This is a genomic window from Pseudoalteromonas sp. 0802 (assembly GCF_013350085.1).
GTDB lineage: Bacteria > Pseudomonadota > Gammaproteobacteria > Enterobacterales > Alteromonadaceae > Pseudoalteromonas.
The window spans coordinates 25,425-38,321 of record NZ_JABVXE010000011.1; the positions used below are offsets into that span (position 1 = coordinate 25,425).

A 12,897-nucleotide genomic window follows, 5' to 3' on the forward strand; every position below is an offset into this window, starting at 1 on the left:
AGATCGAAATGACTACATTAAACAACCAGAACCTTCTACAGCTTCGTTTTGTAAGCCAAGCGCATATTGACGCAGTAAAGCCTTCTTTTGCTAACCTACCTGCAAACCCATACGCAGATGGTGAATTTCGTAAGCGTCGTTATTCAGTAATCAAAGTTGTTGATGGTGAATTAAAACTACAACCAACAAAAGCATTTGTGCAAGATGACTCAATCAATACCTTCCAAGGTAATGTTGAGCGTACCTACGAAAATCTAGAAGATAGCTTATTAGCGACTGATGGTATGAAGCAAATCGTTAATCAGTTCCGCGATATGACGGGTATTAGCGATGATCGCGTTATTGAAATTCACCAATTCAGAATGCTTGCGATCGACAGTGACACTCCAGCTGCACCTGAAGGTGTTCACCAAGATGGTTTTGATCACGTATGTGTATGTGGTGTATCACACGAAAACTTAGAAGGTGGTGAGCTACTTGTGTATGAACACCAACAAGCTGAGCCATGTTTCAAAATGGAAATCAAAGACGGCATGTTCGCACTGATTAATGACCGTGAAGTATGGCACAACGCTACACCAATGAATAAATTAGACGCAAGCAAAGAAGGTTACCTTGATTGCTTCGTACTAACTGCGTAAGGGTATCTCATGAACTTAACGCAATTACGTCGCCAATTTCCTGCACTTATGCAACAAGTTGCAGGTCAGTCACCGATTTTTCTTGATGGCCCAGGTGGCTCGCAAGTACCACAGTCAGTTTTAAGTGCTATGACTGCTTATTTGGGTTACTACAACTCAAACTTAGGCGGTGCATTTTTCTCAAGTGATAAAACGGTAGAGTTAATGGCAAATGCTCGCCAAGCTGCAGCCGATTTATTAAATGCACCATCTAAAGAGCAAATCGTGTTTGGTGCAAACATGACAAGTTTAACGTTTAGCTTTAGCCGTGCTATCTCACGTGATTGGACTGCTGATGATGAAATTATCGTCACCAATGCCGATCACTTCTCAAACGTATCATCTTGGCAGCAAGCTGCTGAAGATAAAGGCGCGACAGTAAAAACTACCCTTATCAACGAAGCTGATTGCAGCCTAGATATGGCACACTTTGAAAGCCTTTTATCTAGCAAAACAAAGCTTGTTGCAGTGACGTATGCATCAAACACCACAGGTTCAATTAATGACATTAAACGCATCGTTGAGCTTGCACATGCTGTTGGTGCGCTAGTTTATGTTGATGCCGTACATTACGCACCTCATGAACTTGTAGATGTACAAGCACTTGATTGTGACTTCTTAGCCTGCTCTGCATATAAGTTCTTTGGTCCTCACCTTGGTATTGTCTATGGCAAACGTGAGCACCTTGAAGGTTTCACACCATATAAAGTTGAACCTGCAAAAGATGTTGCGCCAGGTCGCTGGGAAACGGGTACACAAAGCTTTGAAGCGCTAGCTGGATTAATTGCTGCTGTTGATTACATTGCTGCAATTAGTGAGCTTGATGATAGTCATTCACGCCGAGAAAAACTCGCGGCTGTATTTGCTATGACTAAACAGCACGAAATGACATTAAGTAAGCACTTTTTATCTCGTTTAGCAGATTACCCACGCATCAAGTTATTTGGTATTGATGATCTAGAGCGTATAGCTTATCGCACACCGACTTTTGCTTTAACTTTTGAAGGCATCGAGCCACGTGTTGTGTCTGAATTTTTAGGTAAGCAACATATTTGTGTGTGGGATGGTAACTTCTACGCCCAAGGCTTATGTAAGCAGCTAGGTGTATTAGAAACAGGCGGCGTAGTACGCATTGGTTGTATGCATTACAACACAATTGAAGAGCTTGATAAGGTTTTTGATTTATTTGATCAATTACTAGCAGATTAAAGCTGAGCTTTAATTAAGCTATAAGCAGCCCGAGTGGGCTGCTTATTACCGCTAGGATTGTGGTTGGCCATAAATTTGTTCCGCGCGGTTGAATAAGACCCACGAGGTTAAAATATACTTATCATTTGAAATTGGTTTATTACCACGGTGCGTGTGGGTAAAATAGCCCGGTGCTACGACCATAGAACCCTGTTTAGGCGATATTTTTCGTTGTTGATAGTAAAACTCTGTTTCACCACCTTCTTCTACATCATTTAAATAGAACATAAATAACAGCACGCGGTGTAGTGCCTCGTTGTGCCCTGCTTGCGGATATACCTCGCTATGCCAATAAGGGTAACCACCTTTATTGATATCGTATTTCTGTGCTTGAATTGGACCCATGCGGAAAATTTGCTGCACGAGTAATGGCAATTGTGGTTTGCCGACTTCTTCAAAGTTATCCTGTGTTAAGTCAACAGGTTTGCCCGTTTGCGGATGGTAAACCTTTAAACCAAAGGCACCAATCATCATAAAAATATGCTCTTCAAGGTATTTGAATACGTAACCAGCAGTCGTTTGTTGAATATGCTTTAGTTGCTCAGCGTATTCGGGGTGGTTATTAAGGTATAAATCGCGGCTGTCTTTTTTCGCTAAATCTACTCCGCCTGAGGTAATGCCTTGTTTTAAATGCGGGCTTTGTTCAAATACCGTGATAAAGTTGTCGCAAAATTCTTTGCTGAGGGCGTTTTCGTATACGCGAATAAAGTCCGTCATGAGCTACCTTTAGTTTATATTTTTTATAGGGTTACTATGTTTACTGAAACTATCACACCACGCTTTAGCGAAACAGATGTGCTAGGGCACATCAACAATACCGTACTCCCTGTATGGTTTGAAGCCGCCCGAGCGCCTATTTTCAGGTTTTTTACGCCCGATTTAAACCCTTATGAGTGGAAACTGATCATTGCTAAGGTTGAAGTAAGCTTTGTGGGTGAGTTGTTTTATGGTCACGATGTCACAGTGAAAACCAGTGTTGAGCACATCGGCTCTAGTTCATTTGTACTGCGCCAAGAGGCTTGGCAGCAAGATAACTGCTGTGCCGTTGGTAAAACCGTACTAGTACGTTATGACTTTGCAAATAAATGTTCGCAAAAACTTAATGAGCAAGAAAGGGCTGACCTTACAGCGCATTTAATCGCTGAGTAATACCCCATTTTTTGCCGACATTTATGAATGCTTGGGGTAAAATGTGCCTTCATTATTTTGACTGAGTAATTTTGGGTTACACGCAATGCTGTTAATGATCGACAATTATGATTCGTTTACATACAACCTAGTGCAATATTTTCAGCGCTTAGACCAAGATGTATTAGTTAAACGAAACGATGAGATCAGCATTGCTGAGATTAAACAACTTAACCCAGAGCACATCGTACTATCGCCTGGGCCATGTTCACCAAACGAAGCGGGTATTTCTTTGCAAGTGGTTGAACAACTAAAAGGCCAGTTGCCAATTCTTGGTATTTGCTTAGGTCACCAAACTATTGCTCAGGCTCTAGGTGCTGATGTTATTCGTGCAAAGCAAGTGATGCATGGTAAAACCTCGTTAGTTAAGCATAGCAATCAAGGTGTGTTTAACGGTTTGGCAAATCCTCTGACGGTATGCCGCTACCATTCTTTAGTGGTGGATAAACAAAGCCTGCCTAGTGACTTCACTATTACTGCATGGACAGAACAAAATTCTGATTTTGATGAAATTATGGGGATCATGCATAATGATTTAGCACTTGAAGGAGTGCAATTTCACCCCGAAGCAATTTTGACCCAACAAGGGCTTGAATTACTTGCTAACTTTTTAACTCGCTTCTAACCTTAGGCTAGTGAATTAACAAATATGACCGACAATACGCCTGTGCAAATGACCGAAGAAAACCGACAACAAAGGACTGCGATGGTGCTTAATGAGCGCGCGCACGATCTTTTGCTTGGTCACAGTTTTGCACAGCGTCAAATTGGCTATATTCACACCCTCGAAATTGATTATGGCGAATCAATGGAACAGCGAACTCTATTAGAAGTAGAAGTTGCTGCCGAGAAAAAACGTCAAAAGAGCAGTACAGCTCACCATAAATACCGTGCACAGGCGAGCAAGCAATTACACCAAGTGATTGAGGCTGCCATGCATAAGCAGCTTGAAGACATTGATTCAGTAATTCATGAAACTATAGGGATTCAAGATAGCGTACCTGCTATTTTAGATATTTTAGCTGTGCGTTCGGCCTCAGTAGGTCGACTAGAGCCGTTAGTTAAAGATTTGAGTTGGTTAGGTCGTGAGCTCGTTGCGTTTGTGAATTTACCTTTCTATCGAAAACAACGTAATAAACACACTTCAGTTCAAGTCGATAACCCTCTGTTAGCGCTTCGCTACATTGGTTTAGATAACTTAAAGTTTGTCGTGCCAACCTTTGCGGTACGCCATTGGATGCCACACAGTACAGAGCCATTTCCACTACTAAAGCGCCGACTTCGTGATAACTCAATGGCGTGTGCCATTGCTGCTCAAGAACTTGCTAAATTAAATGGTGTAAATGAGGTGCATGCGTTTACTTTAGGTATGCTACTCGACGTGGGTAAGATAGCGCTAGTACGTATATACCTTCGTATTTTCGAGTTAGTTTGGCAGCGCCAAGTAACGAAAGCCCGTGATGAACAAAAGAAAGATCTACACACAGCTTTATTAGAGCTAAAACCGGATCCTTTATTTTTAAGCACCTTGCTAAATAAGCAGTCGATGAAGGTAACAGCCACCGTAATTGAGAAAATGGCTTTTAGGTATTTGCCATTTAATGCGGTAATGCAGCAGTTAACTACACCTTTAGCTAAAAACGATGAGTATTTGCCGCTTACCAAGGTGATTTTAAAAGCACGTTGTTACGCTCAGTATTTAAGTTTAAATGAGCATCAACTAGTCGAAAATGACGAAACCGAACGTTGGTTTGCACACTTCGATTTCACTAAAGAAGAGCTTGATCAGCTAGCAAAATGCAATTTTGATCGCTTTCATATTCAAATTAATTAAAAAAATTGTTAATTTTTTTGCGACTATTCATTCATTGTTTATCAATCCGCAGTGACAAATTTTTTCTCTTTAGCCTCTGCTTGGCTCACTAGCCGTACGCCTTTTTATAGTATTTAGAGCAAAAAATAGCCTTCAAATAGTTATTCACTATCCATGAAAAAATATCTCAAGCCCTTTATTTTCAAGGGCTACATGAAAGTTTTCTAAGAGACAGGACGAAAATTTTCTGGAATAATGGATGAATGAAAATTGAACCAAAGAGTAATTTTGGTGATTTTGCGCTAAGCTCAATCGGCTAAGTAAAATGGCTTAGTTTAGCTTTAGAGCGCCACCTTACTCTGAGTGTGCTTACAATTATGAGGATATAAAATGACAGTCAATCGCGAATTATTTGATCAAGTAATGGTTCCTAACTATGCACCATCAAGTGTTATTCCAGTTCGAGGCGAAGGCTCTCGCGTATGGGACCAAGAAGGTCGCGAATTTATCGATTTTGCTGGTGGTATTGCTGTTAACTGTCTTGGCCATTGTCACCCAGCTCTTGTAAGTGCATTAAAAGAGCAAGGCGAAAAAATTTGGCACTTATCAAATGTAATGACTAATGAGCCAGCGCTTCGCTTAGCTAAAAAGCTAACTGACGCAACGTTCGCTGAAAAAGTATATTTTGCTAACTCTGGTGCAGAAGCTAACGAAGCGGCACTTAAACTTGCACGCCGTTTTGCTCTTGATAACTTTGGTGAGCAAAAGTCACAAATTATCTCATTCAACAAAGGTTTCCACGGCCGTACCTTCTTCACAGTAACAGTAGGCGGTCAAGCTGCATACTCTGATGGTTTTGGTCCTAAACCTGGTGATATCGTTCACTGTGACTACAACGATTTAGCAGCATTTGAAGCGCTTATCTCAGACAGCACATGTGCAGTAATGATGGAGCCTCTGCAAGGTGAAGGCGGTATCATTTCTCCAACTGCTGAGTTTGTTGAAGGTGTTCGTGAGTTATGTACTAAGCATAATGCACTACTAATCTTTGATGAAGTACAAACAGGTGTTGGCCGTACGGGTGAGCTTTATGCTTATCAAGGTCTAAATATAACTCCTGATATCTTAACGACTGCAAAAGCGTTAGGTGGTGGTTTCCCTATCGGTGCGATGATCACCACAACTGATATTGCTAAGCACTTAAAAGTAGGTACTCATGGTTCTACTTACGGTGGTAACCCACTTGCGTGTGCAGTAGCAGAAGCGGCATTCGACACAGTAAATACACCAGAGGTACTTAACGGCGTTAAAGAAAAGTCAGCGTTATTCCGTGAGTTACTAACTGCGATTAACGAAAAGTACAATGTATTCACTGAAATCCGTGGCGAAGGTCTATTAATTGGTGCTGTAGTAACAGAGCAATTCAAAGGTCGTGCAAAAGAGTTTTTAGTAGCTGGTACTGCAGAAGGCGTTATGTCTTTAGTTGCTGGCGCTGATGTTGTTCGTTTCACTCCGTCACTTGTAATTCCAGAAGCTGATATCCGCGAAGGTATGGCTCGTTTCGAAAAAGCAGTTGCAAAAGTCGTTAACGGCTAAACGAAACTGTCATTTCAGGGCAAGTTAAGCTTGCCCACATTTCTTAATTTACCGTTATTTATAAGGGAGCAAGCGGACTTATGATGATCCTTCGCCCAATCCAGCAAAGCGATTACCAAGCGTTAGTAAAGATTGCTGTTGAGTCAGGCCATGGCTTTACGTCTTTGCCTAATAATGAAGAGTTATTACAAAAGAAAATTGATCATTCTGTCAGCTCATTTGCAAAAGCAGCACAGCAGCCAGGTGATGAAGGTTACTTGTTTGTTCTTGAAGATAGCGAAACGGGTGAAGTTGTAGGGACTTCGGGTATTGAAGCCGCTGTTGGTTTAGATGATGCTTTTTATCATTATCATTTAAGCAAAGTAATTCATTCTTCTCGTACGCTAGACGTGTATAAAGCCGTTGATATTTTAACCCTGTGTAATGATTACACCGGTGCAACTGAGCTATGTACATTATTCTTAAAAGATGGCTACCGTAAAAACAATAACGGTAAATTGCTTTCAAAAGCGCGTTTTATGTTTATTAATCAACATAGAGAACGTTTTGCTGACACCGTAATTGCTGAAATGCGAGGTGTGTCAGACGAAAGCGGCGAAAGCCCATTCTGGCAATGGCTAGAAGAGCACTTTTTCTCAATGGACTTTCCAACGGCAGATTACTTAACGGGTATTGGTCAGAAAGTATTTATTGCTGAGTTAATGCCTAAATACCCAATTTACGTCAACTTACTGAGCAAAGATGCACAAGCTGTGATTGGTCAAGTACATGACAACACACGCCCTGCGATTGAACTATTAAAGAGCGAAGGTTTTACCTTTAATGGTTATGTAGACATTTTTGATGCAGGCCCAACTGTTGAAGCAAAAGTAGATAACATTGCTACAGTCAGAAATGCCCACACAGTTAAAGTTGAAATTGGTGAAAGCCAAGGCGACACCACGGTATTGTTAGCAAATGATAAAATTGCTGATTTTAGAGCAACCGTGACTCAAGTTAGCCTATCATGTGATGCCGATAGCATCACAATCTCAAGTGAATTAGCAAAAGCACTTCACTTAGAAGCGGGTGATTCAGTATCACTTGCAGAACTATAGAATTCAGGAGACATATTAATGACTCATGCAGCGCAATTTATTAATGGTCAATGGCAAGCAGGCCTTGGTCATACTTTTCAATCTGTAAACCCAGCAAATAACGATGTAATTTGGCAAGCAAACACTGCTACAGCCGAACAAGTAGACGGCGCAGTCGCTGCTGCACGTGAAGCGTTTTACAGCTGGGCTGATAAAACATTTGCAGAGCGTTTAGCGATTGTAAAAACATTCGCAGAAACACTGAAAGAGCACAGCGAAGAATTAGCGATTGCTATCGCACAAGAAACAGGTAAACCACTTTGGGAAACACGCACTGAAGCAGGTGCGATGGTGGGTAAAATTGCTATCTCTGAAAAAGCATTTTTAGAGCGTACAGGCGATGTTGAAAACCCAATGCCACAAGGTCGCGCGATGATCCGCCACAAGCCTCATGGTGTTGTAGCTGTGTTTGGCCCTTATAACTTCCCTGGTCACTTACCAAATGGTCACATTGTACCTGCACTATTAGCAGGCAATACCGTGGTATTTAAACCTTCTGAGCTAACGCCAGCAGTTGCTGAGTTAACGTTAAAGTTATGGCAAAAGGCGGGTCTCCCTGCAGGTGTAATCAACCTTGTGCAAGGTGAAGTAGAAACGGGTAAAGCGCTTGCATCTCATAAAGGGATCGACGGTTTATTCTTTACTGGCTCTTCGCGCACTGGTCATATTTTACATGAACAGTTTGCTGGTCAACCGGGTAAAATCTTAGCTTTAGAAATGGGTGGTAATAACCCGCTTATCGTTACTGATGTTGCTGACACTAAAGCGGCTATCCACGATATTATTCAATCAGCGTTTATCTCTACAGGTCAACGTTGTACGTGTGCGCGTAAGTTATTCTTACCTGCGGGCGAGCAAGGTGATGCTATCTTAGCGGGTCTTATTAAAGCAACTAAAGCTATTAAAGTCGGTGACTACGACGCAGAAGAGCAACCTTTCATCGGGTCAATGATTTCTGCTGCTGCAGCAGCTGGTATGGTCACAGCACAACAGCAACTTGTTGAGCTTGGCGCTGAAGTGTTAGTTGAGCTAACGCACAAAGAAAATACCGGTTTTGTGACACCGGGTATTTTAGAGTGTACAAATGTAGCTAACTTCCCAGACGAAGAGCACTTTGGACCACTGCTTAAAGTATTCCGCTTCACTGATTTTGATGCCGCTATTGATAAAGCGAATGACACAAGCTTTGGTTTATCAGCTGGTTTATTAAGCGACAGCGCAGCAGATTACGACCATTTCCTTCGTCGTATTCGCGCGGGTATCGTAAACTGGAACCGTCCTATCACAGGTGCATCAAGTGCAGCACCATTTGGTGGTATTGGTGCATCAGGTAACCACAGAGCAAGCGCATATTATGCTGCTGACTATTGTGCATACCCTGTCGCTTCGGTAGAGCTTGAAAAAGTAGCAATGCCAGCGACATTAAGCCCAGGCTTAAAAATCGATTAATAATCGTAAATCATTATAAAAAGCAGCTTCGGCTGCTTTTTTTGTATGAGATGCTTGGCAAAGGTAGCAATTAAAAGCGCTTTCTGCTTAAATCTAAAGAGATAGTTTTTTATTAGGTGTGCAGTCGTATGGTTTTAGATAGGCAAGGGTACGATGATCTTGTCATGTATCTCACTCAAAATTTAGCGCTTTTTGAGAAGCCGGGTCAAATTAAACCAGGAGCTCCAACAGTGTTAGAGCTGATTGAAGACGTGATAGCAGAAAATGTCATGTTACTTTGCGAGCAACACACAGAGCTTAATACAGAACAACGCAGCCAAATTGTTCGCGAAGTCGACGGTATAGTATATGACTTACAAGAAGTGCTGAGCAGCGTTACAAATCACACAGTAACCGTTGAACAACACGCGTTTATTGATGAGTTTGCTGGATTAGTAAAAAACTTATTCGATAGTGCTGTTGTCGAAAGTGCCTAACTTATAAAGCACAACACAATTTCTAGTCTTTAAGCGAGCAGCTCAAAGTTAGCAACTCGCTTTCCTTTAAAGCTCACCTCTTATCCCTTGCATCTGTGTGTGACTTGCTTACAATCAAGCAAAATAACTTTAAGAGATAAAGCACATGCAAGCGAATGTAAAATGGGTAGAAGGCGATACGTTTATTGGCCTTTCAAATTCAGGTCACAATGTAGTTTTTGATGCAGGTAGCGATAGCGCTGCGCCAAGCCCAATGGAAATGGTTTTAATGTCAGCGGGTTGTTGTTCATCTGTTGATGTTGTTAGTATTTTAAAAAAAGCAAAACAGTCATTTTCTGATGTGCAAGTTAAGCTATCTGCAGAGCGTGCTGAGTCAGCACCTCGCGTGTTTACCAAGATTAATCTACACTTTGTGGTTACCGGTGATAATGTCTCTGAAAAGCACCTTGCAAGAGCGGTACAATTATCTGCTGAAAAGTATTGTTCTGTAGCCTTAATGCTTGATAAGACAGTAGAAATTACGCATAGTCATGAAGTTGTGCAAGAACAGGTAAAATAACGCTTTTTCCGAGCAGGAAATTCGTATAAAATCCGCGAACTTTTATTTCTGCTGGTGCAGGTTTCACTCGTTTTAAGGTTGGTTTAGCATGAATAAACCCTTCGATAAAATTAAGCTTCATGGCTTTAATAACTTAACTAAGAGCTTAAGTTTTAGTATTTACGATATTTGTTACGCAAAGACGGAACAACAGCGTAAAGAATATATTGAATATATCGACGAACAGTACAGTGCTGATCGCCTTACCGATATTTTAGGTGAAGTTGTGGATATTATTGGCGCAAACATTCTAAATGTTTCTCGCCAAGATTATGATCCGCAAGGCGCCAGTGTGACAATCTTGATCTCTGAAGAGCCAATTGAGCAACAAACAACGTATGACGTTGATGAAGCGCCGGGTCCTCTTCCTGAAACAGTGGTAGCGCACTTAGACAAGAGCCACATCTGTGTTCACACATACCCAGAAGCACACCCTGATGATGGTATTTGTACGTTCCGTGCTGATATCGAAGTATCAACGTGTGGCATTATTTCGCCATTAAAAGCGTTAAACTTCTTAATTCACAGTCTTGAGTCTGATGTTGTAACAATTGACTACCGCGTACGTGGTTTTACTCGTGACGTAGATGGTGTTAAACACTATATCGATCATGCAATTAACTCAATTCAGAACTACATGACTGAAGATACCAAAGAAGCGTACCAAATGATGGACGTGAACGTGTATCAAGAGAACTTATTCCACACTAAGATGATGTTAAAAGAAACTGACTTGAATACTTACCTATTCGGTGTTTCTACAGCAGATCTTTCGGAAGAAGAAGAAGAAGTTATCTACTCTAAGCTGACTCGCGAGATGCAAGAAATCTTCTACGGTCGCAACTTACCAGACACTGAGTAAGTCACTATAGCTTTAAAGAAACGGCGCGTAATGTAAGTTACGCGCCGTTTTTTTATGCCTCATTGACTGCACTCATCTGTACTTATATGCTGATTAAAAGGCCAATTTAAGGATAGATATGTCAGTTGTTCTCTCGCAGTCAGTATTTTTAGCAGAGCAAGTTCGTGACCATGAAGGATCCGCAGCTAAGCGCTCTGGCGTAACCTTGTATGAGCTTATGGAGCGAGCAGGGCTGGCGACTTATCAGCAAGCTATCAGCTACTTTCCTAAAGCAGGTACATTCGTTGTGTTAGCGGGCGTTGGTAACAATGCCGGCGATGGTTATGTTGTTGCTCGCTTAGCTAAACAAGCGGGCAAACAGGTTACGGTTATTGCAGCAATATCTGATAAACCGCTCAAAGGCGATGCGCTCAGTGCTCAGCAAGCTTGGCTCGACGCTGGAGGAGCAATAACCGCTGATGCCAGTGCTATTGAGCAAGCAGATATCATTATTGATGGTCTGCTTGGCACGGGAATTCAAAGCAAGGTACGCGAGCCTTTTTCAACCTTGATTAAAGCAGCTAACGAGAGCCAAGTGCCGATAGTTGCTATTGATCTACCTTCAGGCATTCATGCAGACACAGGTGTCGTACAAGGAGTCGCAATAAAAGCCGCGCTTACTGTGACTTTTGTGGGGATTAAACAAGGTTTAGTGACAGGGCAAGGTAGAGCGCATGCAGGGACATTAGAGTTTAATGATTTAGGTATTGAAGATGCCTTTTTAAAACAGACATCACCTACGGCTGAGCTTATCAATTATCTGAACCAAGCTAGGCTTCCTGAGCGCGATAACAACAGCCATAAAACCAGCCATGGTAAATTGCTGTGTGTTGGTGGTAATGCCGGCACTGCAGGCGCTATTCGTTTAACTGCAGAGGCAGCGCTTCGCACCGGTGCGGGTATGGTTAAAGTGTATACCCATAGTAGCTCTATTCTACCAGTGAGTATTGGCCGGCCAGAACTAATGGTGACAGATACAAACCTGATTAGCGCCCTAGAGTGGGCAACCTGTGTTGCTATTGGCCCTGGACTTGGTCAAGACACTTGGTCGGAAACAACCTTTGAAGCAGTAATGCAGTATTGCTTTACTAATAACAAGTCATTGGTTATTGATGCAGATGCACTTAATTTAATGGCTCAGCATGCTTCGTCATTCCCATTAGCTAATACCGTTATCACACCACACCCCGGTGAGGCTGCAAGGTTACTTAATTGTCGCGCTAGCGATATTGAAGAAAATCGCTTTTATGCGGTAAAGCAGCTCGCACGTAGCTATACCACTATTTGTGTACTCAAAGGCGCTGGCAGTTTAATTGCTGATAATAACCAAACATGGGTGTGTACCGACGGTAACCCTGCACTTGCGGTTGGCGGCAGTGGCGATGTATTAACAGGTATCATAGCGGCATTGATCGCACAGGGGCTTACTCCTCAGCAAGCAGCGTGTTTAGGTGTAATCTTACATGCAAAAGCCGGTGATATTGCCGCAGAGCGTGAAGGCGAAAGAGGCATGTTAGCGAGTGACTTGTTTGCGATAGTGAGGGAGTTGGTTAACTGAGCGGTCAGCCGTCAGCCGTCAGTTTCTGATAGCTGACAGCTTAAAACTGATAGCTAGAACTGCCACATACTTAAAGGTGAAAAGCGTTGTGGATATGCCTATTCAACATGCCAATCGTTGAAAAAGAAATATGGCGGGGCTTGTGAACTTAGCTATTAGTTTATTGTTCTGTTAAATGGTACAAATAATCTAGGTAAAGTAACTTGGACTCGCATGCTATCTTAAATTCTTACTTCTCGAATCCTGTCGATTAT

13 protein-coding genes are annotated in these 12,897 nt (G+C 42.0%); 12 read left to right on the top strand and 1 reads right to left on the bottom strand.

From position 1 onward, the window contains the following. Window positions 1-8 precede the first annotated feature (8 nt). Both HUS61_RS15160 and HUS61_RS15165 read left to right on the top strand, forming a co-directional pair. Window positions 9-641 (top strand): 2OG-Fe dioxygenase family protein, encoded by a 633-nt coding sequence (locus HUS61_RS15160; protein WP_054552412.1) that lies wholly within the window; start codon window positions 9-11, stop codon window positions 639-641. A gap of 9 nt (window positions 642-650) precedes the next feature. Next, complete coding sequence (locus HUS61_RS15165) at window positions 651-1,889, top strand: cysteine desulfurase-like protein (protein WP_175083055.1); 1,239 nt, start codon at window positions 651-653, stop codon at window positions 1,887-1,889. Window positions 1,890-1,940: 51 nt separating this feature from the next. On the opposite strand, the gene HUS61_RS15170 is transcribed toward HUS61_RS15165, so the two are convergent. Further along, a complete protein-coding gene (locus HUS61_RS15170) occupies window positions 1,941-2,645 on the bottom strand; it encodes a 2OG-Fe(II) oxygenase (protein ID WP_054563475.1) in 705 nt (234 codons plus the stop codon). Between the two features lie 36 nt (window positions 2,646-2,681). On the opposite strand from HUS61_RS15170, the gene HUS61_RS15175 reads away from it, so the two are divergent. The 10 genes from HUS61_RS15175 to HUS61_RS15220 all read left to right on the top strand — a co-directional run bounded on the left by HUS61_RS15175 (window position 2,682) and on the right by HUS61_RS15220 (window position 12,643). Beyond that, the gene (locus tag HUS61_RS15175; protein WP_054563476.1) at window positions 2,682-3,077 is read left to right on the top strand and encodes a thioesterase family protein; all 396 of its coding nucleotides are present in this window, start codon (window positions 2,682-2,684) and stop codon (window positions 3,075-3,077) included. An 85-nt stretch (window positions 3,078-3,162) separates the two neighbouring features. Beyond that, on the top strand, window positions 3,163-3,741 hold the full coding sequence (locus tag HUS61_RS15180) for an aminodeoxychorismate/anthranilate synthase component II (protein WP_135923252.1): 579 nt from the start codon (window positions 3,163-3,165) through the stop codon (window positions 3,739-3,741). A gap of 48 nt (window positions 3,742-3,789) precedes the next feature. Beyond that, on the top strand, window positions 3,790-4,950 hold the full coding sequence (locus HUS61_RS15185) for an HDOD domain-containing protein (RefSeq protein WP_058584015.1): 1,161 nt from the start codon (window positions 3,790-3,792) through the stop codon (window positions 4,948-4,950). A 369-nt stretch (window positions 4,951-5,319) separates the two neighbouring features. Next, window positions 5,320-6,525, top strand: coding sequence for an aspartate aminotransferase family protein (locus HUS61_RS15190; protein ID WP_175083054.1), 1,206 nt, complete (start codon window positions 5,320-5,322; stop codon window positions 6,523-6,525). Between the two features lie 80 nt (window positions 6,526-6,605). After that, window positions 6,606-7,622 carry an arginine N-succinyltransferase gene (gene astA, locus HUS61_RS15195; protein ID WP_055198948.1) on the top strand — a complete coding sequence of 339 codons (1,017 nt, stop codon included), beginning with the start codon at window positions 6,606-6,608 and terminating at the stop codon, window positions 7,620-7,622. Between the two features lie 18 nt (window positions 7,623-7,640). Continuing rightward, window positions 7,641-9,110 (top strand): succinylglutamate-semialdehyde dehydrogenase, encoded by a 1,470-nt coding sequence (gene astD, locus HUS61_RS15200; protein WP_175083053.1) that lies wholly within the window; start codon window positions 7,641-7,643, stop codon window positions 9,108-9,110. Window positions 9,111-9,238: 128 nt separating this feature from the next. Beyond that, entirely contained in the window at window positions 9,239-9,586 is a 348-nt protein-coding gene (locus HUS61_RS15205) for a DUF3802 family protein (RefSeq protein WP_054563480.1), read from the top strand. Window positions 9,587-9,731: 145 nt separating this feature from the next. Beyond that, the gene (locus HUS61_RS15210) at window positions 9,732-10,145 is read left to right on the top strand and encodes an OsmC family protein (RefSeq protein ID WP_055020887.1); all 414 of its coding nucleotides are present in this window, start codon (window positions 9,732-9,734) and stop codon (window positions 10,143-10,145) included. Window positions 10,146-10,233: 88 nt separating this feature from the next. Continuing rightward, window positions 10,234-11,046 carry an adenosylmethionine decarboxylase gene (speD, locus tag HUS61_RS15215; RefSeq protein ID WP_054552422.1) on the top strand — a complete coding sequence of 271 codons (813 nt, stop codon included), beginning with the start codon at window positions 10,234-10,236 and terminating at the stop codon, window positions 11,044-11,046. 118 nt (window positions 11,047-11,164) lie between these two features. Then, complete coding sequence (locus tag HUS61_RS15220; protein ID WP_175083052.1) at window positions 11,165-12,643, top strand: NAD(P)H-hydrate dehydratase; 1,479 nt, start codon at window positions 11,165-11,167, stop codon at window positions 12,641-12,643. Window positions 12,644-12,897: the final 254 nt, after the last annotated feature.